The organism is Chryseobacterium gambrini, assembly GCF_900156825.1.
GTDB lineage: Bacteria > Bacteroidota > Bacteroidia > Flavobacteriales > Weeksellaceae > Chryseobacterium > Chryseobacterium gambrini.
This window is the reverse complement of record NZ_FTOV01000002.1, coordinates 284,716-309,664: the sequence shown is the minus strand read 5'-3', so window position 1 is coordinate 309,664 and position 24,949 is coordinate 284,716. Positions and strand designations below refer to the sequence as shown.

33 protein-coding genes are annotated in these 24,949 nt (G+C 33.0%); 25 read left to right on the top strand and 8 right to left on the bottom strand.

Translation table 11 applies throughout. The features are described 5' to 3' along the window. Window positions 1-44 precede the first annotated feature (44 nt). Window positions 45-533: a manganese efflux pump gene (locus BW951_RS05000; RefSeq protein WP_076390771.1), complete on the top strand. Its 489-nt coding sequence runs from the start codon at window positions 45-47 to the stop codon at window positions 531-533. A 10-nt stretch (window positions 534-543) separates the two neighbouring features. After that, complete coding sequence (locus BW951_RS04995) at window positions 544-1,353, top strand: helix-turn-helix domain-containing protein (RefSeq protein WP_076390770.1); 810 nt, start codon at window positions 544-546, stop codon at window positions 1,351-1,353. Between the two features lie 179 nt (window positions 1,354-1,532). Here BW951_RS04995 and BW951_RS04990 read toward each other — a convergent pair whose 3' ends face one another. Continuing rightward, entirely contained in the window at window positions 1,533-2,375 is an 843-nt protein-coding gene (locus BW951_RS04990) for a tyrosine-type recombinase/integrase (RefSeq protein WP_076390769.1), read from the bottom strand. Window positions 2,376-2,632: 257 nt separating this feature from the next. Here BW951_RS04990 and BW951_RS04985 point away from each other — a divergent pair, with 257 nt between their 5' ends. After that, window positions 2,633-3,496 (top strand): hypothetical protein, encoded by an 864-nt coding sequence (locus tag BW951_RS04985; RefSeq protein WP_076390768.1) that lies wholly within the window; start codon window positions 2,633-2,635, stop codon window positions 3,494-3,496. Window positions 3,497-3,653: 157 nt separating this feature from the next. Continuing rightward, window positions 3,654-4,673 (top strand): hypothetical protein, encoded by a 1,020-nt coding sequence (locus tag BW951_RS04980; RefSeq protein ID WP_076390767.1) that lies wholly within the window; start codon window positions 3,654-3,656, stop codon window positions 4,671-4,673. Between the two features lie 152 nt (window positions 4,674-4,825). Here BW951_RS04980 and BW951_RS04975 read toward each other — a convergent pair whose 3' ends face one another. From BW951_RS04975 to BW951_RS04965, 3 genes are all read right to left on the bottom strand, one after another. Then, complete coding sequence (locus BW951_RS04975) at window positions 4,826-5,050, bottom strand: helix-turn-helix domain-containing protein (RefSeq protein ID WP_076390766.1); 225 nt, start codon at window positions 5,048-5,050, stop codon at window positions 4,826-4,828. A gap of 42 nt (window positions 5,051-5,092) precedes the next feature. Then, window positions 5,093-5,326 (bottom strand): helix-turn-helix domain-containing protein, encoded by a 234-nt coding sequence (locus BW951_RS04970; RefSeq protein WP_076390765.1) that lies wholly within the window; start codon window positions 5,324-5,326, stop codon window positions 5,093-5,095. Between the two features lie 431 nt (window positions 5,327-5,757). Next, entirely contained in the window at window positions 5,758-5,976 is a 219-nt protein-coding gene (locus BW951_RS04965) for a helix-turn-helix domain-containing protein (protein ID WP_076390764.1), read from the bottom strand. A gap of 97 nt (window positions 5,977-6,073) precedes the next feature. Between BW951_RS04965 and BW951_RS04960 the strand changes: the two genes are divergently transcribed. From BW951_RS04960 to BW951_RS04870, 18 genes are all read left to right on the top strand, one after another. Next, window positions 6,074-6,253, top strand: a complete 180-nt coding sequence (locus BW951_RS04960; protein WP_076390763.1) for a SymE family type I addiction module toxin — start codon at window positions 6,074-6,076, stop codon at window positions 6,251-6,253. A 141-nt stretch (window positions 6,254-6,394) separates the two neighbouring features. After that, complete coding sequence (locus BW951_RS04955; RefSeq protein ID WP_076390762.1) at window positions 6,395-6,997, top strand: short chain dehydrogenase; 603 nt, start codon at window positions 6,395-6,397, stop codon at window positions 6,995-6,997. Between the two features lie 616 nt (window positions 6,998-7,613). Then, window positions 7,614-8,030: a hypothetical protein gene (locus BW951_RS04945; RefSeq protein WP_139326103.1), complete on the top strand. Its 417-nt coding sequence runs from the start codon at window positions 7,614-7,616 to the stop codon at window positions 8,028-8,030. Window positions 8,031-8,056: 26 nt separating this feature from the next. Further along, window positions 8,057-8,581 carry a hypothetical protein gene (locus tag BW951_RS04940; RefSeq protein WP_076390759.1) on the top strand — a complete coding sequence of 175 codons (525 nt, stop codon included), beginning with the start codon at window positions 8,057-8,059 and terminating at the stop codon, window positions 8,579-8,581. 43 nt (window positions 8,582-8,624) lie between these two features. After that, window positions 8,625-8,855: a hypothetical protein gene (locus BW951_RS04935; RefSeq protein ID WP_076390758.1), complete on the top strand. Its 231-nt coding sequence runs from the start codon at window positions 8,625-8,627 to the stop codon at window positions 8,853-8,855. Between the two features lie 545 nt (window positions 8,856-9,400). Then, entirely contained in the window at window positions 9,401-9,934 is a 534-nt protein-coding gene (locus tag BW951_RS04930; RefSeq protein ID WP_139326102.1) for a hypothetical protein, read from the top strand. 34 nt (window positions 9,935-9,968) lie between these two features. Then, window positions 9,969-10,715, top strand: coding sequence for a hypothetical protein (locus BW951_RS04925; protein WP_076390756.1), 747 nt, complete (start codon window positions 9,969-9,971; stop codon window positions 10,713-10,715). 25 nt (window positions 10,716-10,740) lie between these two features. Further along, complete coding sequence (locus tag BW951_RS04920) at window positions 10,741-11,046, top strand: hypothetical protein (RefSeq protein WP_076390755.1); 306 nt, start codon at window positions 10,741-10,743, stop codon at window positions 11,044-11,046. 50 nt (window positions 11,047-11,096) lie between these two features. After that, a complete protein-coding gene (locus BW951_RS04915; protein ID WP_076390754.1) occupies window positions 11,097-11,654 on the top strand; it encodes a hypothetical protein in 558 nt (185 codons plus the stop codon). A gap of 212 nt (window positions 11,655-11,866) precedes the next feature. Continuing rightward, complete coding sequence (locus BW951_RS04910; protein ID WP_076390753.1) at window positions 11,867-12,712, top strand: metallophosphoesterase family protein; 846 nt, start codon at window positions 11,867-11,869, stop codon at window positions 12,710-12,712. A gap of 22 nt (window positions 12,713-12,734) precedes the next feature. Further along, window positions 12,735-13,082 carry a hypothetical protein gene (locus tag BW951_RS04905; protein ID WP_076390752.1) on the top strand — a complete coding sequence of 116 codons (348 nt, stop codon included), beginning with the start codon at window positions 12,735-12,737 and terminating at the stop codon, window positions 13,080-13,082. Between the two features lie 16 nt (window positions 13,083-13,098). Then, window positions 13,099-13,458 carry a hypothetical protein gene (locus BW951_RS04900; protein WP_076390751.1) on the top strand — a complete coding sequence of 120 codons (360 nt, stop codon included), beginning with the start codon at window positions 13,099-13,101 and terminating at the stop codon, window positions 13,456-13,458. Window positions 13,459-13,526: 68 nt separating this feature from the next. After that, entirely contained in the window at window positions 13,527-14,330 is an 804-nt protein-coding gene (locus BW951_RS04895; protein WP_076390750.1) for a DUF1963 domain-containing protein, read from the top strand. Between the two features lie 56 nt (window positions 14,331-14,386). Next, the gene (locus BW951_RS04890) at window positions 14,387-14,938 is read left to right on the top strand and encodes an HD domain-containing protein (RefSeq protein WP_076391000.1); all 552 of its coding nucleotides are present in this window, start codon (window positions 14,387-14,389) and stop codon (window positions 14,936-14,938) included. Then, window positions 14,935-15,342, top strand: a complete 408-nt coding sequence (locus tag BW951_RS04885; protein ID WP_076390749.1) for a hypothetical protein — start codon at window positions 14,935-14,937, stop codon at window positions 15,340-15,342. The genes BW951_RS04890 and BW951_RS04885 overlap by 4 nt, the downstream gene beginning before the upstream one ends. A gap of 36 nt (window positions 15,343-15,378) precedes the next feature. Next, complete coding sequence (locus tag BW951_RS04880) at window positions 15,379-15,918, top strand: hypothetical protein (RefSeq protein ID WP_076390748.1); 540 nt, start codon at window positions 15,379-15,381, stop codon at window positions 15,916-15,918. Window positions 15,919-15,968: 50 nt separating this feature from the next. Next, the gene (locus BW951_RS04875; protein WP_076390747.1) at window positions 15,969-16,994 is read left to right on the top strand and encodes an RNA ligase family protein; all 1,026 of its coding nucleotides are present in this window, start codon (window positions 15,969-15,971) and stop codon (window positions 16,992-16,994) included. Continuing rightward, a complete protein-coding gene (locus BW951_RS04870; RefSeq protein ID WP_076390746.1) occupies window positions 16,991-17,608 on the top strand; it encodes a hypothetical protein in 618 nt (205 codons plus the stop codon). The genes BW951_RS04875 and BW951_RS04870 overlap by 4 nt, the downstream gene beginning before the upstream one ends. 95 nt (window positions 17,609-17,703) lie before the next feature. Here the strand turns inward: BW951_RS04870 and BW951_RS04865 are convergent, their stop codons facing one another. The 3 genes from BW951_RS04865 to BW951_RS04855 all read right to left on the bottom strand — a co-directional run bounded on the left by BW951_RS04865 (window position 17,704) and on the right by BW951_RS04855 (window position 19,658). Continuing rightward, window positions 17,704-18,816 (bottom strand): hypothetical protein, encoded by a 1,113-nt coding sequence (locus BW951_RS04865; protein ID WP_076390745.1) that lies wholly within the window; start codon window positions 18,814-18,816, stop codon window positions 17,704-17,706. Between the two features lie 84 nt (window positions 18,817-18,900). Next, the gene (locus BW951_RS04860) at window positions 18,901-19,257 is read right to left on the bottom strand and encodes a hypothetical protein (protein WP_076390744.1); all 357 of its coding nucleotides are present in this window, start codon (window positions 19,255-19,257) and stop codon (window positions 18,901-18,903) included. Then, window positions 19,221-19,658 carry a recombinase family protein gene (locus BW951_RS04855; protein ID WP_076390743.1) on the bottom strand — a complete coding sequence of 146 codons (438 nt, stop codon included), beginning with the start codon at window positions 19,656-19,658 and terminating at the stop codon, window positions 19,221-19,223. Before BW951_RS04855 ends, BW951_RS04860 begins: the two co-directional genes overlap by 37 nt. Window positions 19,659-20,006: 348 nt before the next feature. On the opposite strand from BW951_RS04855, the gene BW951_RS04850 reads away from it, so the two are divergent. From BW951_RS04850 to BW951_RS04840, 3 genes are all read left to right on the top strand, one after another. Then, window positions 20,007-21,017 (top strand): helix-turn-helix domain-containing protein, encoded by a 1,011-nt coding sequence (locus tag BW951_RS04850; protein ID WP_076390742.1) that lies wholly within the window; start codon window positions 20,007-20,009, stop codon window positions 21,015-21,017. Between the two features lie 85 nt (window positions 21,018-21,102). Next, a complete protein-coding gene (locus tag BW951_RS04845; RefSeq protein ID WP_076390741.1) occupies window positions 21,103-22,104 on the top strand; it encodes a T9SS type A sorting domain-containing protein in 1,002 nt (333 codons plus the stop codon). Between the two features lie 450 nt (window positions 22,105-22,554). Further along, entirely contained in the window at window positions 22,555-23,616 is a 1,062-nt protein-coding gene (locus BW951_RS04840) for a 3-oxoacyl-ACP synthase III family protein (RefSeq protein WP_076390740.1), read from the top strand. 11 nt (window positions 23,617-23,627) lie between these two features. Here the strand turns inward: BW951_RS04840 and BW951_RS04835 are convergent, their stop codons facing one another. Further along, window positions 23,628-24,575 carry a beta-1,6-N-acetylglucosaminyltransferase gene (locus BW951_RS04835; protein ID WP_076390739.1) on the bottom strand — a complete coding sequence of 316 codons (948 nt, stop codon included), beginning with the start codon at window positions 24,573-24,575 and terminating at the stop codon, window positions 23,628-23,630. Window positions 24,576-24,949: the final 374 nt, after the last annotated feature.

The following is a 24,949-nucleotide window of genomic DNA, read 5'->3' as shown; positions in this document are numbered from 1 at the left end:
CTGTCTGAAAAGAGACAGCCGTTTCTATTTAAAAAATAATAAAAATGGATATAATGCAAAACACGATAAATTGGTATAACGGAGAAATATTTGAGAGAAAATTTATCCTCGCATTTGGAATATTTTTAATCTTAACAGCTTCATTATTTTACTTTTTAGGGAATACGCCAACTGCAAAAGCATTGCTGATTCCAATGTTGGTTATAGGTATATTTTTTTCTATAACAGGTGCAAATATGATTCGTTCCAACGGAAAACAAAAGCAAGAAGTTGCGAAAAAATATGAGCAAAACCCAAAAGAATTTATAAATGCCGAAATTAAACGGGTAGATGATTTTCAATATTTATACCCAATGTCTATCGCTATTAGTTTGGCTTGTTTTCTCATAGCCATTGCCTTGCTTTACTTTACACAAAATGTAAATTTAAAAGCAATCGCTATTTCGTTAATCTTATTTGGGATGGCTTTTGCCGTAATCGATTATTTTTCAAAAGAAAGAGCGACAATTTATTATGAACAATTAAAATCATAATTCTGAAATAATGATTGAAGATAGAACCCGAATTAATATTTTGTTTTCTTGCACATCGCAAGAGAAAAAAAATTTTGAACCTTTTGTTCAAGACCACGCTTTGGTTTGTATTTTAAATGGAAAAATGATAATTAACGACGGAATAGAAATCTATCAGTATAACAAAGGCGATATTGGTTTTGTATCAAAAAATCAATTAGTAAAAACCCAAAAAATCCCTCAAGACAATAAACCCTTTATGAGTATCAGCATTTTTTTACCCAAAGAAACGTTGTATAATTATTCAAAAGAACACCATATTTTACCAAAAGGAAATTATTTAGGAAAACCTAATTTTATATTTCAACCCGACCCATTTTTAAAAGGGTTTTTCGATTCTATGCTTCCTTATTTTGAAAATCAAGAGGCACTCACCAATAATTTAGCGACTATTAAAACCTTTGAGATTATTGAACTTTTGCTTCGGTATACCACAATTCAAAATTTACTTTTCAATTTTGAAGACGATTTTAAAATTGAGTTGGAAGCGTATATGAACAAAAATTATATGCACAATATTCCGTTGGCGCAATTTGCAAAACTCACCGGTAGAAGTATTTCAACATTTAAAAGAGATTTCCAGGAAATTTTCAACCAGACCCCTAACAAATGGCTTATTAAAAAACGATTAGATTTAGCCCATTTTTTAATATCAAAACAAGGCAAAAAGCCCAATGAAATTTATGACGATGTTGGCTTCGTAAATTTTTCACATTTTTCAAGAAGTTTCAAAGCAGAATTTGGAATAAATCCTTCAGAAATAGAAAAAGACCACAGCTAACAAGAACCCCATAACGCGGATTTGCAAATCTGTGACATCGGAAAAGGAAAAACAGTCAATATTCAGCAGAAGAAAAAGAAACTGATCATTACCGTTCATGAATTGTAAATAATCGCGAAACACAGAACTCAGCTATTATTTTAATCAGTGAGAATTATTCTTCTTTTGTGAAGCGTTTTTTACAAGTAATCTAAAGGACTTTTGACTTTACTTTTAGAAATATCTGTAATATGGGTGTAAATTTCTGTGGTTTTAATATCATTATGCCCTAAAAGTTCTTTAATTATTCTTATATCTGTACCGTTTTCTAAAAGATGTGTTGCGTAAGAATGGCGCAGTGTATGAACGGTTGCGGGAGAACTGATGTTTGCCTTTTTCAATGAGTTTTTAAATACCTGCTGCACACTTCTTTTTGAGTATTGTTCTGTATTTTGACCTTCAAACAAATACGTTTTTGGCTGATACATTTTAAAATACACTTTCAATAATTCCAGCAACTTCGGAGAGAGGTTTACAATTCTGTCATTCTTCCCTTTTCCCTGCCTGATTAAAAGAACAGATTCCTGAGATTTTATATCCGATATTTTCAGTTCCAGAACTTCACTTAATCTTAGACCGCACGAATAAATTGTAGTAAGGAGAGCTTTATGCTTTATATTTTCGGTACATTCAAGAATCTTTTTTACTTCGTTGCGGGTAAGAAATTTAGGCAGCTTTGCTTCTCTTCTTTTAGGATACAGATGTTTAAGATTGATATCCTTACTAAATAATAATTTGTAAAATTTAGCAATACTCGAAAGAATAATGCTTTGATGCGATGCAGAAATATGGTGTTTATTAATTTTCCAAAAGATAAATTTTTCAACATCTTCTAAAGAAATATCAAGCGGATCTGTATACTTTTGAGAAGCCATACTCAAAAAATTCTGAAGAGCACTTGAATAGTTTTTCACAGACGATGAACTGTATCTTTGAATAATTAATTTCTCTTTGTAAGAATCTACAAGTGAAATAATTTCCATGGTTAAGTTTTCATCAAATATATAAAACTTCACCCATACAAAAAAAATAAAACCTCAAAAAAACAAACTTTAAAAGCTTTAAATCAGCGATTTAATCAATATTATTGAGTTGATTATAAAATGAATGGACGCATGTTATAAATTTAAATTTGATGTAATGCGTAAATTAGAAAATTAGTAATAATTTTCAGACAAAACAAAAAATAGGGAAGCCGAAAACTTTTTAGAGTAGGCATAAATCATATAAATAAAAAAATATGGCAACAATTGTAACAGCTCTAATGTATTCAGGAAAACCGAATCCAACGTGGGAATTGACAGACGAGCAAACAAAAGAATTGAAAGAGCTTCTTAAAGAAGAAAAGGAACTAACGTTTGAAATGTCGGCATTATCTGTTGGTATTTTAGGCTATAAAGGATTCATTGTAGAATCACTTAACGAATCAACTGTACCATTGAAGACTTTCTGTTTTGATGGTATAATCGACTTTGCCGAGCAAACTGAAGCAAACTATATCGACAAAGACAGTAAACTAGAAAGTTTTTTACTTGAGACAGGTTCAAATTCGTTAACTAAACTTGAACAATCCTACATCGAAAGTGAGTTATCAAAAAACGTGAAAGGCGGAGCGGCTTCAATAAATAAATCTTTTAAGGGAACAATGGAAATTTTGGTGGTTCCTCCTTATAACCCCGGCAAGTGGAACATTCCATCTGTACAACGATACAATAATTGTTACAACTACGCAAATGACAAGATAACAAACACTTTTGCACAACCAGGTAGAGGAAGTGGTTCAATGATAACGGATATACTTTGTAATACTGTTAGTGCTGCGGCTATAAGAGATGGACAAATCTCAGTTGCTTCAGCTGCAAGTACTCCAGCAGAAGGACATTTTATTGCTTTAGTAAGTGCAAACATTCCCACATTCCAAGACTATCATTGGTATCGACTAGACTCAAATACTTTGTGGTCACACAAACCCGGACAAACTCCTGCTAAAAACACAGACAATTCAGGTAGATTAATAAGCGACCCAAGGACTGCTGACCGTGGACCATATGGTGATTTTTGTGGTTTTTTTCATTGTATCCCAAGTAGAACAACAATTCGATAAAACTAACACTAACATCGTATTGGCAATAGTAGAGCTGACAATTGTAAACTGAACAGTTGTAATTCTATTGGGTATTTGTGCAAATGTTGGGCTGACGTTTTTCAAATTCCCCCACCATCTCCAATACCCAAACCGTTAGCCACAATTATAAAAAACTATGAACGAAAAATACTTTGACTATATTGAAGAACAGAGAATGAATGAATCCGAAAGGAATGAATTCTTGAGAAGAAGAGCCGAATACGAGTATCTTAAAAACAGAAGATTTACACTTTATGGAATTATGTTTTCCGTGATTGGATTGGTTTTTATACTTACTAAAGACTTAGCTTACAATTATTTTGACAAACAATTTTCATTTATATTTATCATAACTGGGGCGATTACTTTAGCTTTTGGTGTAGGTTTTATATTGTTTCGCTATCTTCAAAATGGATCGTTCAGTAAATTCTCTGAATCTGATATTTCAAATCAGAACTTACGCTCTGAAATTCAAGATTTAAGATTTGAACTAATAAAGCTTAGGAAAAAAAGTGGTGAAACTACTGACTATGAAAATATCTCTAAAACAATAAATAATGCTATTGATAGTACGATAACAGAAGATTTTATCAAATCAAAAATTGACTCATTTTACAGCGACAAGGCAATTTCAGAAGCTAAGAGAAAAGATATTTTAAATGAGTTTGAAAATTTAGGCTATAGAATAAATGGCGAATTAACAAGACTCCGAAAAAGTGCAAACCTAAATTTAGTTATTGGTACATTGACAACTATTTGTGCAATTTTTGCTTTAGGGTATGAAGTCTTTAATAATGAAATAGAATTTAATAACACAACCAAATTACTTTCACACTACATACCAAGACTTTCAATCGTAGTATTTGTTGAAATTTTCGCTTTTTTCTTTTTAAAACTATATAAAGCAACTTTGTCAGACATAAAATATTTCAATAATGAAAAAACGAATATTGACTTTAAAATCATTTCGTTAAAAGCAGCATTGAATATTGGAGATGATAAAGTAATCCAAATAATGCTAGAAGAATTGATAAAGACAGAACGAAATTTTAAGTTAAGTAAAGACGAATCTACTGTTGAACTGGAAAAAGCTAAGAATGACACAAATAACAATCAAATTCTAGTGCAATTATTGGAAAAATTGTATAAAAAATAACTGTGGCTAACAGCAGTTTGGCAAAATGGCGGGCTGAGTGCTAAATTGAACATTTGGAATTCTAACAAACATTTGTACTGAATTGAAAATTTGTACTTCTTAATCCGTCACTTCGCCAAGCTGCAAAACGTTATTCCATTAGCTAAAAACCTCTACCCCACTTCAAAATCAAACAATTCTTTCGGATGTACTTCTAAACCTTTCGCTAATTCCTGTATGGTAGAAATTCTAACATCAACTTCTCCTTTTTCAATTTTGCTGATATTACTATGGTCGACATCACATTTTTGAGCTAATTCCCGATAGCTTAATCCCAATTCTTTTCTAAATTTTTCAATTCTTTTCCCAAAAGCTATCCGAAATTCAATTCTATCCATTGTAAATGTTGACGTAGTTATTCAGAAAGTTTCTAACTTTTTTTAATCAAAATTAATATTCAATAAATCTTTAGGCGATACATTTAGACCTTTAGCAAGATCAATTAATGTAGTAAATGCAAAATTTCTTTTTCCATTTTCTATATCACTTATTGTAGCTTTAGTAATTTTGGAGCTGTTAAGAACAACATCATCTTGCGTAAGTCCAGATTTAAGTCTTAAATCTTTAACGTGTTCTCCAAATTTTTTTAGTATTTCATCTTGTAAAACGTCCATTTGTAAGCAGTTTACACAAAGGGCGTAATTTTTTTTATAAATTTTGTTACAAGAACTTATAACAAACGGTAAATTTCGTATATTTGAAAAAGAATATTATTCAGAATACTAAAAAAGATTCTGATATAGAATTGTCAAAATTTAATAAACAATCAATTGCCTATTTAGAGATAAAAAACACAATTTATCATATACCCTTGGTTTGTATAGGCAGGAAGTTCAGGTATTTTTATAACTTCCTCCTGTACAGCCAGAAAAATTTAAAAACAAATAACCAAAAACAAATTTAACCAGATGTCGCGGATTTGCAATCCGTGACATTTACTTACCTACCAAGAACATCTTTAGCAAAAAATTTGTAACCTATACTTTCAGAATATGAAAATTAAAATCACGGATTACAAATCCGCGACATTGTGTGAAATAATATATCATTTTAAATCCACCAGTTCAGACAAAGAAACTTCCAAAGCAATAGCCAATTCCAGTAAAGTATAAAGTGTAGGATTTACTTTTCCGTTTTCCAATTTTTCAATTGCCTGTCGGTCTTTATTACAGGCACGGGCAAAATCCGACTGGCTCCACCCTTTCTGTTCGCGAAGCCTAATAATTCTTTTACCCAATTCTGTCTTTAGCTGTTCTCTCGTCATATTTCAAATGTCAGCTAATTCGCTTACAAAATTGTCATACAAAAAGTTGACAAATTGAATTTTTTTTATACATTTGTCATATAAAAATACGACAATAATGAATTCAAGAAAACTTAAAATTTATTCAAGATTTCAGAAAAGCAAAAACAAACTCATCATCGTTCCGGAAATCCGCCTCAGAGGAAAATGGCTTGATGAAATAGGCTTCGGAGAAGGAAAAATGGTGAATATTCAGCAGAAGAAAAATAAACTGATTATTACCGTTGATGACTTATAAATACAGTACGATGTATTTGTTATTCGCAACATTTAATGATGAAATTCAATTATAAAAAACTCAAATTTTGCACTCTTTTTGGTAAAATACTTTCCGTACCTTTGATTATATCTGAAAATCATCAATAATAAACATCACAGAATGAAAATACTCATCATTGGCGGTAACGGAACCATCGGAAAAACAGTAGCAGCACATTTTAAAGAGAACAACGAAGTTGTAATTGCCGGAAGAAACTCCGGAGATGTAACGGTGGATATTGCAGACAGCCATTCCATTAAAGAAATGTTCGAAAAAACCGGAAAACTGGATGCCATCATCTGTATTGCCGGTGAAGCAAAATGGGCAGATTTTAACGACCTTACCGAAGAAGATTATTATATCGGACTGAAAAGCAAACTGATGGGGCAGGTTAATCTCGTCCGTATCGGAAAAGATTATCTGAATTCCAATGGTTCTATTACTTTATCTACAGGAATTTTAGCGGACGACCCTGTTGTACAGACCGCAAGTGCTGCAATGGTGAACGGCGGAATACACAGCTTTGTACAGGCGGCAGCGCTGGAACTGGAAAACGGAATCAGACTCAACGTGGTATCTTCCGGAATGGTGGAAGACGCTTACGAAAAATACAGAGATTATTTTCCGGGACACAATCCTATTCCGATGAAAAAAGTAATCAATGGTTACGTAAGAAGCGTAAACGGAAAAGGAAACGGCGAAGTTATCAGAATTTATAACTAAAAACATAAGGTTGAATGATGAATAAACTGCCGAAATATTTAAATAATCTCGAAGAAAAAATCTCAACGCATACTATTTCCAATCCTGAAATTTCGAAATCCAATGTAGGATGGCAAATCGAACATATTCTGCTGACAATTAATGCTATCATTGAAAACATAGAAAAATCTGATCCCCAAAATTATCGGTGTCGCTTTTCACTATCGAAAACAATGGTTTTTGCGTTGAATAAAATTCCCCCGTGGCCGTGCAAAATCGCCAAAAGTAGTCACTCCGGAACACTACGATGAGCAGACTTTAGAACATCATTTACAATTCACCAAAACGAAAATCAGGCAACTGGAAAATATTGATCCCAATAAATATTTCAACCATCCTTTTTTCGGAGATTTAAAACTGAAAAAGGCAGTGAAATTTATGGAAATACATACCAATCATCATGTGGAAATCATCAATGATATTTTGAAGAGTAAAAATATATAAGTTTATAAAAATTTTGTCCTTACTAAGGAACAAAAATAATATGTACTAATAAAAGCTAAAATTCATGAAGCTGAAATTCATTTTCATTGTAATTGTATTATTTCTTTTTTCGTGTAAAAAAGAAAATAAAAATATGGAAATTAAAATACAGAGTAATATACACTCTGAAATTTCAACTGACATCAATTCTCTTCAGAAATTAATGAATTTATCTAAATTCAGACCAGAGAAAGTGAAATTTAAATATACTTATATTGATAATTCAGAAGGAAGAGTGCTGGGTCCTTCCGATTCCTTTTTGGAAGCAATTCTATATTTTGATGAACAAACAATGAAAAAAATATGGGATCTGGATAAAAACACAAATTTTGTATTTCCTAATTATACGAAAAAGGATTTTGAATTTGACTGGCTGGACGAAAAGATTATAAATGAACTTAAACAATCCGACGGTATGAAAGCGGCTCATCCTGATTTTATTTTTGACACTTATAATGGAAAATGTTGGTATCTGAAAAACAAAATTTTATTCATTAAAACAGTAAATTAATTTAAAATAATGATTAAACTGTATTGATGACGAACGATAATCAACTCTTCCACATCATCTGGACAACCTATAACGAATATCCTGTCTGGGATAAAAATGGGCGTTGGAAAAAACTTACTGATACTTACTCGAAATTACGCCTGCAAAATATAAGCTACACTTTGTCCCATGAGTTATCCGATGAATATGTAAATAAAAATCCACAAAACAATAGGATTCTTTTACAGGAAAAATCTATAAACCAATTGAGAATTGATATTCATGAATTTTGCAGGGAGAACAGCGACAGGATAATTGACGGACTTGAAATTAAAGCGCTTAATATTAACGAATCAAAAGTTGAAATACTTGTGCTCTCGAATATAAAAGTACTGAATCAGAAAATTTCAAGACTGAAAAGCAAAACCTCTTCTGCCTTATTACGTTCAAAATATACCGAAGAATTTTCCGGAAAAAGAATCTGGGGAAAAGGATTTTGGTATTCAACGATTTTAAATAAAGAAGAACTGGCGATTTCAATAATTCAGGATGATTTTTCTAAAGAATTTTGAGGAATAATAAAGATCAGTCAGCCACCATTTAGAACAAAACAAGATGCAGAAACCAGATAAAATAATCGACTTAATTTTCAACAACAGAGCATACAAAGTTGAAATTACAGGAAACGTAGATAAATCGGACGGATTTATTTATTACACGTTTAAATTTGATGAAGAAAATTTCATTGTCATTTCAAAATTTGATGGCGACCAATGGAAAATCGCAAATATAACCGATGATTCTATTGCTGAAAAACTGGGCAAGTGGATTGAAGCGTTGGATTGAGAATCTGAAACATTCAACTTTACAAATTGAACTTCAAAATGCTGAAAAAGAATTAATGATATTATAATCAACAAAAATAGATGATTTGCAGATACAGATACCACATTATCAAACTATAAAAATAAAAATAACGGTTTAGTTAATGGAACCATAAAATTAGGCAAGGAAGAAGAAGCCTACCACATCCAGAAACTTATCGAACTGAAAATGAATGAGGAAGCTATCTTTAAAAATTATAAAATTAAATTGTGAAGCATTAATTTAATTTTCCTTCATTCATTAAATTTGCGGATTTGTAAAGTAAATTCTATATTTGCCAAAATTAAAAACTAAAAACCGTTGAAATATTTAAATTATACCACAAAAATTACTTTTTATTTGTAAAAGTGTTATTCTATATTTTAACACTTAAAGACACAAGAAAAATTCCATTTAAAATCTACCGCTTACAGTCATAATCTTTTTTAAAAAATCCGTTAAAAGATTAAAAAACACAAAGCCAGAATTTTAAATCCTTAAAAAAACCAACATTTAAATAAAACATAATGACCAAACAATTAAAGTTTGCAGTTGTATTATTACTAACAGTTGCAAGCATGAATGCAAATGCTCAGACAAAAGCACCTGCAAAAGCTACAAAACCTGCCACAGAAAGCAAATCTTCAAAACCAAGCAAGCAGGAAACAATGGATTGGATAGCCGGAAAGATGAAGGAAAACCTAGGACCATACAGAACATTTGTTTCTTATTCCGACGGAAAATTTGTCTATAAAAAGCCATATGAAAGAGAAACAAACTTCTGCACAACAACGATCGACCTTAATAAAATCACAGGAATGAATTCTGAATATTCAGACGATTTTTATGTAACAGGAAAAGGCTGCATGTCAACAATTTGCGATAATGAAACTAAAGCAAGTAGTTATCAGACATTCTCCATGAGCGGTTCTAACTATAATGATTATTCAGCTCCGTTCAATTTTACCCCGGATCAGATTTTGGTAGAAAGATTAAAAAAAGCGGTTACGACTCTAATTGAATACAACGGATCAAAGAAAGAAGAAGGAGAAGCCTTTTAAAATATCATAAACAAATATTCTTAAAATTAATAACATGAAAAATAAATCAATTTTAGCAGCATCTTTTTTTGCTGTTTCCTTAACGCTTATCTCTTGTGGAGAAAAACCTCAAAACATAGAAATGGGAAAAGAATTCAAAGTGTATGAAAATCCCATTACCGTTTTAAAAGTAGAAGAAAGCAAAATTCTCAGAAACGACAAAGATTCTACCCTTTTGATTGCTCCCAATGGAAAAAAATACGTCTATGCAGAAGTGAAAAATCCTAAAAATGAAATGATCTTCATAAAAGCTTTCAGTAAAGATTCGGAGGTAAAATATGATGACGATTTATCTTTGTCAGATTACAAACATGATATCGACAAAGGATTTACCGATGATTATTTCCTTGTTGATGACAACAGCTCGATTGATAAATTAGTGATTACAGATCCATCAGAATCGCAATTTGTTTTGACGAATCCAAAAATTACAAAATCTACTACTGCAATTTCTCCCGAAGCTCAGAAAATAGTAGACTCTTTCGCTAAAGAAATAAATCTTTTAAATGCTTTTGCTCCATATGTAAAAGATGGTAAAGACGTTCTTTCGATCACGAAAGACGAGGGAGATTTACCTGTTAACCGTTTGAGCATGAAAGCTGAAGTAAATTACTTTTCACCGGATGGAAAGCTGTATATCTTTAAAGTAACTGATATTATTAAAAACATAGCAAAAGTGTATACAACCTGGGAAAATGGGAAAATTACAAGCATTGTAGTAAAGCCTCATTACAGACAATAAAACAAATATTATCAAAAAATAGAGTATGAAATTAGGAAGATTATTTGGAATTCTTGCTATTCTGGGCGGAGGTTATGTTACTTACATGGGATATGAAATGATGCAAACCACAGGATCTGTTTTTAAGTTTGTAATAGCAGCACCGGTTTTTGTTTTAATTGGAATTGCCATGTTATTTTTCCCCGGTGGGGACATTACAACAGCCGAAAGCAGGAATAAGACTAAAGATCCAAAAGCATGGATAAATGAAGCTCCGAAAAGTCACAAAATAGTCTGGCTGGTTGCAGGAGTTGTAGGATTTATCATTTCCATGAACCTCTTTAAAATTTAAACAATAAAATTTTTAACAAATTGTTGTTGAAATTCTACAAAACTTATACAATGAAAAAATTTAATTTACTTTTACTGATTTTCGGATTTTCGTTTACGATGTTTCAGGCACAAACTTCTAAAAAAAGCATCAATGAAAATCATTTTAAAACATCAGATCTTGTAGACCTTGATTTAAGCAGCAAAGGATATAATGTGATCACAAAAGCGCCAAAAGGAGCCAGAATAATTCAGGATGGAAAAGACATTGCTGTTTATGGAGGGAAATTTTTCAAAATGACTTTTTCTAAACAAGATTTTTCAAACCCATTTAATGAAGATGAAAAATACAGCAATATTGCCGAGAAAGTGGCAGATATTAAAACATTAGCAAGCGATAAAGAAATGAATCCTGGCTTTGTAAAATTTGAAGCAGAAGATAAAAACGGTTTCCTGAACAGAAGTACAGCAAGCGGTCTATCATTTACTTATGGAGTAAAAGCCGGAGATAATGCCATTATGATCTCGGATGGTATTACTTATGATATATCACCCGATAAATTTACAAAGTATACCGATGAAGATATAAGAGTGATGTATGAAGCTGCAAAAGCAACGGTAGCAAAATAATTATAAAAGTTCTACAAAGAGTATTTTCATCAGCTCTTAGTTCTGTGAAAGTTCCAGAGTAAACAATACAGAATCCCGGACTTCAGATCCGGGATTTTTATTTCTGTATACTTAACGTTTTTCCTTTAATTGTTTTCGATATATTTGTTTTTCAGATTAGCTTTCTGAAAGACTAAAACTGATACCCGAAAATAAAATAACCAAACTCAAATATGAAAATTGCGCTCTTTTCAGACATTCACGGTAAAATCCTGCTTCCTTTCAAACTTGTTGATCTTTATCAGAAAGAAACAGGCAGCAAAATTGATTTCATCTTGCAGTGTGGAGATTTGGGAGCCTATCCAAATATCGAAAATCTTGATAAAGCAACGATAAAACACGCACAATACGACAGAGACGAGCTCGGTTTTCATGATGATTTCACGAAAGAAAATCCCGAGATTAAAGTATTTTTGAATGAGCTGAATATTAATATGATCTGCGTCCGCGGAAATCATGAAGACCACGATTTTTTAGATGAACTTGAAAAAGAAAATCCTGACCAAAGCATATTTCCTATCGATATCTACGGAAGAGTTTTTGTCTGCAGATCGGGCTTGGAACAAACATTGGAAACGGAAGATGAGGTTTTACATTTTGTAGGAATCGGCAGAATCGGAGACCGGAAAGGCAGATCAGAAAAGCGTTTTATTCAGGATTACGAAAGATTTGAAATTAAAAAACTGCTGAAAACAAACAATACTTTTGATGTCCTGATTACTCACGACAAAGACGACAGCCAAAGCGGTTACGGAATGACTGAGATAAGAGAAGTACTGGACAATGTAATTTTCCAATATCACTTTTACGGACATACCGGAGAACCGTTTAGAGAAGAAACGGATGTTAACGGCATTACACAATCTATAAAAGTAAGAGAACTGGAATTCAATGAAAACGGAATGCTGGAAAAAGGTGGCATGATTATTCTCACAAAAGAAAACGGTGAACTGAACATTGAAATTGTCGACGAGAATTTCACGAATAAAATGACAAAATTTAACTGGAAAACTCAGTAACCAGACTAAAATACTATACAAAATGGAAGAAAAGCTTACCCATCTTATCATCAACTGGATTGAGGTAGATCATCACATGATTTTGGTTGGAGCAACCGACAATATACACTGGAACCTGGAAAAAGAATTTGGAGGTTCCGGAGCAGATGCAAAATCTTCTGTCTGGGTAACTTTAAAGGAAAATGGGAAAGGCAGGAGTGTTTCTGAAGAAGCTCATTTTTTCTGTTTTCCCGGAGATCCTGCCCGATCTCTCGCAATGTCTCACGTATTCGATTTGTTTGAAACTGCGTGGAGCATTAAAAATCAAAATATGAATCTCGATGAAGCCAGAGAAAAGTTCTTCGGAAAAATTATTGAGGCAGTTGCTTAAATAAAAACCTTATTAAATGAAAAACATACAACTAATTGATCTGGATAAACACAGTAATTCTAAATATGAAATAGCTGAAGATAAAATCTATAAAAATACAGAAGAGGACATCTATGTTTTTGCAGTAAATTTTGATATGGAAGAAGAGGAAGATTCCCAATACCCGCTTGAAGATGTATTGGATAAATTCTACCTGCACGTTTCTGATTTTATTGATGAAGATGCTTTTTACAGCTCAAAAAACATCAGTCTCGAATTGGCAGGAGCATTAGCAGACGTTCAGAACGCCATTCAATCAATTATCGGAAAGAGAGTTTATAATTCCGAATATATCGGAGAAGATGGAATTACTTATGTGAAACTGGTGATAGAATAAAATTTAATTTGAAAAATTGAGTCTTATCACCACAAAATCTATTAATTATCATAATCTGTAAATAAAAAATGATCCCAAAAATTTTAGAAAAATATAAATCCGAATTAGAAAGTCATAGAAGAGATTCAATTATCATTAGTGAAAATGAGCTCAATCTTTTAAGTCCAGATCCTTTAGATTTTAAAATCAGTAAATATCTGGGTTATCCTTTTATTCCTTTAACGATGGAATATCCTAAGGATAAAAACGGGAACGTCTTAGTCCCTACAGTTCAGATTAATTTTGCTGAAATTCCAAAATCTGATCTTTTTCCGGAAAAAGGAATTTTGCAGATTTTTCTTAATCAGCACTTCAATTTTGGAAAGGAAGACTGCTTTGTACAATATATTACAGAAGAACAACTTGAATTACCCTGCATTGAAGATTTTTCTTTCTTAAAAGATGAGTTTTATTCAAATAATCCGTTTAAAAGTATTTATACATTAAATTTTGGAAAAAGCTTTTCGTGGGCAAGTGTTACGGACAGCCAGTATCAATTTCAATGCGAAGAGTTTGATGATCTGTCTATTGAAGAATATATGTGGGAATTACTAGATGAAGATGAGGATTCTTATGATGAATTCAGTGAGTTTTTCACCGGAGAAAGTATGGGCAGTAAACTCGGCGGATATGGATATTTTATACACGGAGATTTTAGAAAAATTGAAAATCGTATAAAAGATTATATTTTGCTTTTACAAATTGACGGAAGTGATGAAGCTGTCTATAACGGAGAACAATACGTTTACTTACATCTGTTTATTTCAAAAGAAGATTTAAGTAATTTAGATTTTAGCAACGTTTATGTGGATTGGGAAGTAAGTGATAATTGACAGAAAACATTGAGCAAAAAAAGAACATTTATTATTTCAAACTTAAATCACAAAAAATGAACAACAATTTTACAATAGACGATTTACAGGACATATGGCAGAAAGTAAGCATTCTGCACAACGGACAAACGTACGGCGGACAAAACAAAAACCAAAAAATAGAATACATCAACCACATCGGAAGCGTTGTATTTGAAATCATCAATGCTTCTAAAAATACTCCTGATTTTAATTTTGATCTCGCCATCAAATGTGCGTTTTTGCACGATACCATAGAAGATACAGATTACCCAATTGAAGATCTCGAAAAAGAATATGGTAAAGACGTGAAAGAAGGTGTTCTTGCCCTCACAAAAAATACAGAGCTTGAAAAGGAACACCAAATTAAGGATAGCTTACACCGAATAAAGCAACAGCCCAAAGAAGTCTGGGCGGTTAAAATGGCTGACAGAATCTGTAATTTATATGCTCCACCCTATTTTTGGAAAGAAGCGAAGAAAGAAAAATATCTTGAGGAAGCAAAAATTATTTACGAACATTTAAAAGATGGTAATGATTATTTAGCCAAAAGATTATCCGAAAAAATTGAAGCTTATAAAAACAAATGATCAAGATTGAAATACATACTCTCGCAGGACAATTTGATATTGAAATCAAAAAAAACGAAGATTTTTATATCCTTTTAGTTATTTTATCCAAATCGCAATATTTCCAAGAAGATGGCAGAGTTTGGAGTGGAAAAATTGAGGAAACTGAAAAGCTTTTTGAAATTGTAAACCTTATAAAAGAGTGTTACATAAAACCATCTGTCCCCACAAGAATAACGATTAATGATGGAAGATTAATAAAAATCAATCTGAAAGATGACGAATCGCAAATTACATTGCGACTGGTAGATATTGATGAAAATACGAACGAATCTGAACTGATACAAAAAATTAAAGAGCTTACAAACGATATAATTGATCATAACGCAATGCTAAAGGATTATTTAGATATTTTTATGGATTAGTCTGCTTAAATTAATACAAATACATTTTATTAAATTATGACATACAACGAATTTTACAATAGCTTCAATCTCAGTAATAATATAAAAAAAAGAGATTTAAAGACTTATCTTCTTGCTTTACTTAAGCTTGTGGAACAGGTAAGACAAAAGCCTTTAACTTCCGATTTACTATCGAAAATTCTAAAGGATGCCTATACTTCGGAGCCGACAAAATTTGATAATGAATGGCTGAAAATTGTAAAAGTACCTGACCCAAAAGCAATTTACAGCATCTTTGAAGGTAAAGCAAAATATGCTTCAGAAGATCTTGGAATTTATTATACCCTTGCCGTTATAAAATTTCAGATTGCAGAGCTGCACAAAATGAAAGGAAAGCAGTTGGAAGATGAATGGCGTTATTTTGGAATCGATTCTGAAACAGGCAACCGATGGTACAATTTTGATCCGGATTCTATTTTGGAATGTGGTATGAGATGTTACTTAGATCATGGCGATGACGAAAGTAATAATGAAGAGTTTGAAGTAAGTTGGCAAACTTTGGGTGATCTTTTGGAAATGGGCAGAATTTACGAGTAAAAAAACAGGTTAATTCTACAAAATTAAGAAACTTCTTATAAGATAAAACAATGAGTGAATTTTCGGGGTATGAAAAAATGCCCAACAACTTAAAAAAATTAGGTCTTAGCGAAAGCGATTTTTCCAAGATGGAAAAACTGAAATGGGTGGTTACAGAAAAAGTACACGGCGCCAACTTCAGCTTTGTCTATGAAAACGGCAGTCTGAAATTTGCCAAAAGAAAAGAATACCTCAACTGGACCGACGATTTTTTCGGCTTTCAGCTCGTGGTCAGTAAACTGGAAAATAATATTCTCCCTCTTTTTGAAAAACTGAGCAGCAACATTGCCGCCGAAAAATACATTATCTACGGAGAGCTTTTCGGAGGAAAATATCCACATCCGGAAGTAGAATCTGTAAAAGATATTCATGCCATACAAACAGGAGTATATTATACGCCCGATATTGAATTTTGTGCTTTTGATATTGCCATTGAAACCGATGGTTCAGATTCTAAATATTATCTGGATTACGAAAGTTCCGTTGCTTATTTTGATGAATTTAAAATATTTTATGCAAAACCTTTGCTGATAGGAAAGTTTAATGAAGCGATGAATTTCAATATCAGGATCAATTCTGCTGTTCCCAAAGAATTTAATCTTCCGGAACTGAACGATAATTTAATTGAAGGCGTCGTGATAAAGCCTTTTAATCAATTGGATAACAATGATTTTCAAAGACCTATTATCAAATTGAAAAACCCTGAATTCGATGAAGAGGAAAAATTCCATGAAGCTGAAAAATGGTCGTTCATTCCAAATGTTTCTTCCAAAACGGAGGAACTCTCCTTTATTGTAGACGAACTGAGAAACTACGTCACCCAAAACAGACTGAAAAGTGCTGTTTCTAAAATCGGGACTTTAGATTTAAATAATCATTCAAGAGTTTCCGAAATTAAAAAGGAATTTCTGGAAGATGTGATCACCGATTTTAATGAAAACAACGACAACCTTTTAAACGATTTATCTCCCGAAGATAAAACGTGGATTGCGGAGAGAATTAATGCTGAGATTAATAAAATGATTACGGCAATATGATCGACCTGAATTTTGCTCAACAAATCATTGAAAAGGAAATAAGCCCCGATTTTAAAATTGCCGAATACTTTGATACGGAAGAAATGATCATATTTTTCTGGACACATAAAATATATGATCCGGATGATGAAAGAGGTCACATTATCGGTTCCGGTCCTTTAGTGTATGATAAAACTACAAAGGAATATCGAGTTATGGGTTCAGGAGAATGGTTCAGCGAGGAAATCTGCAAACTTTTTGAAACGGAGGAAAGAAAAGAAAGAACACATGATCATGATTACGTAATGAAGTTATTTGAAAATCTACCGGAAGATACAGCGTACACCAATTCACTGATTGAAAAAATCAAATCAAATATCCTTCGTAGAAATTACGTTAATTCTGATGATGTTGATCTCCTTTCAATTTTAACAGGAGCCAGAAGAATAGACAAAGAATATGATCTTATTTTCAGACGTGAATGGAAACATGAAGAACACATCATAGTAGTTTCAGACGACAGTAAAGCGAAAGAAAAATTAATTGCCATTTGGAAGGAAATTGGGTATGAATACAAAATATTATCGGACAATGAATTATTGCTGTTTCGTTTAAAATCTCTCACTCAGTATTAAATTTAAAATAAAGTTTGTGACAACTTCTTATATAAAAAGATGGCTGTCATTACAACAGCCTTTCTCATTACGATTACTTATAATAAACATTTGTGTTACACTATTACAACCTGCAGCGAAATCCATCGGGTTCCGTCACTTATGATTTTCCACTGCGAATTATTTTGCCCCGTTGAAATTTCATAGTTGCTTAAAGCACTTCTGGAGCTAAAACTGTTTGTATCAGTAAGTGCAGAATGCATTGCATAATTGGTATAAACATTTTCAGCCGTTGAAGAACCTACTTTATCACTGTCATTAATAAAATGCAAAACTCTTCCCGGACAGGTTGTAGGATCCGGAAGCTGCAAATTCGCAGCATTGTTAAGATATGGACTTGTAGTGCTTACGTTTGCAGAAGCATTTCCTCCGGTAGAAGCCGTGCTGTATCTTAAAATCAAAATATAATCGTCCGGTTGTACTACATAAGGTGTGGTAGGAGTGTAAGTTCCTGTAATAATTTTAAAACCTTCCACCACTCCGGAAGATGAATTTCGGATATTATACCATCTGCTGGTAGGAGCATCATAAAAATACAATCCTACGGAAGTAACGTTAGATACTTTGTTTATTGCAGATCCGTCCAGAGTTGTGACAAAAACAAGAGTTCCATTCTGATTGTTTCCGTAAGACGCATCTTTTGCTGAAAGCTGTGCTCTCGTTAATCTCGGAGGTGTAAATCCGTCGGGAACCGCAGAAGAAGCCGCCTGTCCTTCGATCTGTACTGTAACTTTCGGATCATTTGTGCCTATTCCTACTCTTCCTGCATCAGTTGCAACAAAATCTGTATTGCTGCTTCTCGCAGAGCCGTCAGACTTTGTCCCGATTTTTATCATCGTTCCCGCAGAATCATTGGTCCATGCATCATTAGTAGCATCCAGAGCTGTCCAGGCAGTTCCGTTCCAGTAATGAAATCCTTTAAAAAAACCACCGGCATCCGCAATAAGATAAACCAATTGTCCGTTTACCGATCCGTTTACAGAAAGAGCATTAACTCTGGGTACTAATACTCCATCTCCCGATGTTACGGCTCCCGGAGAAGATCCTGAATGGTTTTTTGCACGAATATCAAGGCTTGCATCAGGAGAAGTGGTATTAATACCAACTTGCCCATGTAAAACTGAGGTGAACACATAAGCTGTAAAAAAAGCTGTAAATAATTTTTTCATTTTGTTTATTATTAATTGTTGTTTGTTGAAATTATTTGAGAATAAATCTGTAAGAATACGATCTGAATACTTTTACCCCGAAATTCAGATTTCAGGAAATAATTTCTTCCACTTCGCTATCGAATTTCTGCTTATCTTAAAATGATTTGAAATATCTGTATTGGTCATCTTATTCTTTTTCTGATAGGTCAGAATCTGCAAAATTGATTCATCATCGTATGCCCGAAATTTTCCGTTCTCTTTTTCATCAGGAACACCATTGGTTTCAAAAATTATTTTTTCAAGTTCGAAAATATCCATGACCGAGAGTTTTGCCTTACTAAGCACAGTTTCACATTTTCTTCTTTTATCCACATATTTCATTTCAATCATATCGGTATAAATTTTCCTGTAATCCGGAGCATTTATTCGGAATTTCGACTGTTGTATTTTTCTATCCATTTGTAAAGTGTTGTCTTAGGAATTTTATATTCTTCTGTGATCTCGGTTTTGGTTTTTAGCCCGCTATTGAGGAGTTCCAGAACAAAATTTATAATTTCTTTGGTATACACATTCTTTCTGTAAGACGGCAGTTTCTGTGTTTCCTGTGCTTCAGTTTTGCTTTTTTCAGAGGGAGAAAAAAGAATAATGTGCTGCACATAAATTCTGAAAAAATCATATTTAAGCAGTTTACTCCATCTTAAGAGAATTTCGGTATCAATGCTTGGTTTTTGGTACATAGAAAAAATTTCTTCTTCACTGCATTTCAAAAACTTCTCTATCCGGTACATATCGATTCCTTTTTCATTTACTTTCTGATGGATAAGTTTTCCAATATGGATTTTTTTTACATTGTAAGACATAACTCATAATTTTTTTATCTTATTTTTTGTGTTATTGATTATTATATTTTTTCCGTAATCCATATTTCATATCCCAACTTGACATCAACATTATCGTATCTACAGACATTTCAAATGCTTTTTGATGATACAAATATAGATTCCCAGGTAAACTGATTGATAAAAATTTTAACGTTTTAAGATCTGGTTTAAACAATCTCAAATATTTAATAATCAATGTATTAAATAAACTATTTTAGAAATTAACTTATTAGAATTATTGTATTCTATTAATTATTATCTTAGTACTGAAATTTTCAAACTTTGTAAAGTAAAAAAGGAACAGTTTCAGACAAACACAATTAACTCATGAAAACTAATTTTTACCAAAATACAAAACCGGACGGAACTCCTGGAGAACATCTGATTAAAATGTTCTTTTTCCATTACAATTTGATGCTGATGGTTATTTTATTTATTCATACCCTCATTTTCTATTTTGAAGGGAATGAAAATATTGTAGTTTTCTTTTTTGCAACGGTTTTGCTTTTAGGATTGGTAACAACCGTTAATTACCGGTTGGAATACCAAATCCTGAAATATTTTCTTGATTATTACCTTGTTGCAAAAATCACATTGCTATTTGTATTACTTTTTACGTTCTGGAAAATCGCTCCCGAAACCATTTTATTTTTTGCCCTTCTTCCTTTAGGACTATACAATCTTTACAGTTTCAGAACCGTGCTGTTGGTGACATCTCTTATCACACTGCTTCTTGTTATTATGGTAAATCTTCCATTATCCTACTTTCCCGATATTATCGTCAACAAAAACGCTCATCTAAGCAAAGTAAAAGTTTTATTAACATTTCTGCCAATCTCTTTATTTCTGATATTTTATAACATAAAGATTTTTGAAAAAAAACATCAGTACAAAGATTCAAAAGCTGCCCCCGAAAACGAAGACACTGCATCTGAAAAAAGCACAGCAAAAGAAAGTGATGAAGAAAATCTTCAGATGTATACCGAAATTTATCACCGTATTAAAGAATATCTGGAATCTGAAACTCCATGGAAAAATCCGGAATTTGGCATTCAGGATCTTGCACATAAATTCGGGATCAATACCACCTATCTCTCTAAAGCGATCAGTCAGAATTCTGATACTAATTTTAAAAACCTCATCAATACCTATCGTATTAATTATATTAAGGATGAAATGAAAGTAAATTATCCAAAATATACTTTAATGCATATCTATATTTCTGCAGGCTTTAAGCATCAGTCTACATTTAACAGAGCCTTTAAGCAGATTGAAAATAAAACACCTTCAGAATATATGAGATCAATTGGGATAGATGCATATGCAATTTCTGAGTGATATGATTTTTAAACATCAAAAAAATTTAAAATAAAAAATACATTCTGAACGTAACTTTTTGATTATCTTTAGTAAAAAATCGAAAATGAAAAAAATTTTACTATTGATGTTGTCATTTTATGGAGTGTGCAACGCGCAGACTACCGTTACCAAAACCTTTAATGATCCTGTTTCCGGAGATAATCCCAATTATCTTCTTGCCACCGGAACTCCCAATAATTCCGGGACGGGAGCGAATATCACGTTTAACAATTCTTCATTGGTATTAAGCGGTTCCGCACCCGCAGTCTACTCCACTCCTTCTGCGTCTGAAATTTCAACCTTCCCCGGTTCTACTCTGAAGCTCACCGGAAGTTCAAATACAGTGTATTACAAACAGTCGGCTTCCAAACTCGAAATTACGGGGCTTGTAACCACGGATGCCACGCTTAATTTATCATCCAACAACGGAACATTTATCTCCTATCCCGCTGCTTACGGATACAGCGAGACAGATCAGGCACAGGGAACATTTACATCTACTACTGCAAACGGTCTTTGCAAAGGCACAATTACCCTTACCGCCGATGCGTGGGGAAATCTGCTTTTGGCTTCTTCTACCTTTACAAATGTTTTAAGGGTAAAATCTGTTCAGAATTTCAATCTTTACCTTCCTAACGATACCTCTTTTTTATTTCCCATAGGAACTATTGTAAACACTTCTTATTCCTATTACGGAAGCTTATATAAATTTCCGCTCCTCACCACCAATGAAACCGTGGTGAATATTCCGGTAGCAGGAATTAATAACCAGACAACGAACTCGGCACAGGCTTTAAATACTACAGTATTGGCAGCCGGAGATTGGTCTGCTCAAAAACAGAGATTGGAAATATACCCGAATCCGGCTTACGATTTGATTAATTTTAAAGGAGACACCCAAAATTACACTCAGGCAAAAATTTACAGTCTGGATGGAAAACTAATCAAAACATCAGATTTAAAATCCGGAAAAATACCGGTTTCCGAACTTCCTCCTGCATCTTACTTTATTGAGATTTCAGGAAAAGACAATAAACAGGAAACTGCAAAATTCATTAAGAAATAAAAATTTGAACATAAAAAATAAAATTTGTCCGGAAAATTTTCCGGACAAATTTTTAACGATTAAACACTGAAAATCAAACCATTGCCGAGACTTATCTCTCAATGATCAGCTTTACATCCATTATCATTCAAACAATTATAGAGAAGTTTTCTGCAAACACAGGAATTCCATCCGTTATTATTTACCATGCAACTCATATATTTTTTACAGATAAAGGTCTGAAAATATAGTATTATTTATTTTTAATCTGCTACCTTTAGAGTTAGAAATTCATTCTAGCAAATAATTATATTATCACTTTTAAATGAAGTTTTTTATTGAGGAAAAAAATTCGTAAAAAACAGGCATCTGTCAGAACAGCAAAATTGAATATTTCATTATTTAAGTTTACAGAAAAGATAAAAAAAGTATTAAATATTTTGTTTATAGATTACAAATAAAATTTTTCAGATGACAGGTAAAATCATTGGAATCGGTAACTGTATACCTTCCGAAACAGTTGATAATTTATTTTTTAACAATCATATCTTTTTAGATGATAAAGGAGTTGTCTTAAAAGATGACAATTTCTCACTTACCGAAAAATTAAAAAAAATTACCGGTATCGAGGAGAGAAGATATGCATCCAGAGATCAGGTTACCTCTGATCTTGGGTTAATTGCTGCGCAGGCTGCGATAGAAGATTCCGGTATAGATCCTGAAACGTTAGACTATATTATTTTTGCCCATAATTTTGGCGACGTCCGCTACGGAACAGTGCAGTCGGATATGGTTCCGAGTCTTGCAGCACGAGTAAAACATCTTCTGAAAATTGAAAATAATTTCTGTGTGGCTTATGATATCCTGTTTGGATGTCCGGGATGGATAGAGGGTGTCATTCAGGCAAATGCCTTCATCAGATCCGGAATAGCGAAAAGATGTCTGATCATCGGAGCAGAAACTCTGTCCAGAGTAGTTGATATTCACGACAGAGACAGCATGATCTATGCAGACGGAGCAGGAGCCGTTGTGCTGGAATATAACGATCAGGACAATTCCGGTATACAGTCTCACCTTTCAGCTTCACATACCCTGAAAGAAAAAGATTATCTATTCTTTGGTAAATCCTACAACAACGAAGCCTGTCAGGACACAAAATATATAAAAATGGAGGGCAGAAAAATCTATGAATTTGCTCTCGTACACGTTCCTGATGCTATGAAAAAGTGCCTTGACAACAGTGAATACACCATTGATCAGGTAAATAAGATCATTATTCATCAGGCGAATGAAAAAATGGACGAAGCCATTGTAGAAAGATTTTACAAATTATACGGACTAAAAATGCCCGCAGATATCATGCCTATGGTAATCCAGAAACTCGGAAACAGCAGCGTTGCGACCATCCCTTCTTTGCTTACCATGATTTTAAAAGGAGAACTGGAAAATCATAATATCCGGAAAGGTGATGTTGTTCTGTTTGCCTCAGTAGGCGCAGGAATGAATGTTAATGCGATTGTTTACAAGTTTTAAAAGAAATATCATTAATTATTCTGACGGTCGTGCTTTTTCAGCTCCCTTTCAATTTCATTAACTTCTGTAAGAGGAAGCAGATACGAGTTCTCGATATAGCTGATAAGATTTTGATGGGGTTGAGAGCCCAATTTTCTGATGAAAAGATGATTTCCCGCTTTAAGAGATTCAATAAACTGATCAGTATAAACATCTCTGCTGAAAAATGTCTTCTCAAGAACTGCCCTTTTATCGTCATTTACAATAATATCAGAAAAATCAGTGTTCATTAATACCGTCTGAAAGAAAGATTCTGCCGGAAGAAGGGTATGAAGGTAATAATCTTCAAAATCCATCACACTCTTGTTATTTGTTAAAAACACACAGGTTTCTCTGGTAAACATAAACCATTTTCCACCGATGTAAGGCACCACTCCTTTCATAAATTCTCTTCTGTAAACATAGGATGAAATTTTGTGGGTAAGCTCTGTAAAATGATTTTGTATCCGCTGAAGCGTATCTGGTCTATAAAATTTCTGGTCGTAGTAAAAAATATAATTCCTTCCTTTATTCACGGTAAGAAACTGCCGGATAATCTGCTGCGATTTCAAAGGAGAATCTTCACCGCTTAAATTGATGAAATAATCCCACTCAACACTTGCATTCAGAAGATATTCCATCGCATTCAGTTCCGTCTGGATCATACTGAATCCTCCGGAAACGATATTTACACTTTCTAAAATATACACATTGGGAAACCGTACAAGATAATTCTGTATTTCCTCTGTTAGCTCCGCCTTCGCTTTACGGTCTATATGAATAAGATAAAACTGATCTCTGGTATAAATTTTTTCAAACAGTTCTTTAAATACAGCCGGTTTGTGATGAATCATAATGAAATAAGCGATCCTTACCTGTCTTAAAGACCCGGAAACAGATTCCTTGGGTTGCGCGAGAATGGCGCCTGAGTGCTCTTGCATACGTATTGGATTAAAATTATCCGCATGATGCAAACAATTCTGTTGTGTGCGGAAGGTAAGAATAAAATTTTGATAATCAACTAATTAAATCAAAAAATATTCATTTATTTTATTGTATATTTGCCAAAGCATTAATAAAACAGGTTTCTGCCTTCGCTATTCTGTATTAGTTTAAGATCACAATTTTTCTTTCAGTTTGCCTTTTCAGCCACCCGATTATCAGAGCGATTTCAAGTAGAATTCAGACATTTTTTTATTTGAAAGATGATATGTCATTGTGTGCTGTTCACATTATTTTACGAAAATAATATCAACGCAATACAATAGAATGTTGAGATAACAGAAGTACAAACTGTTGTTTCTCAGCCATAACC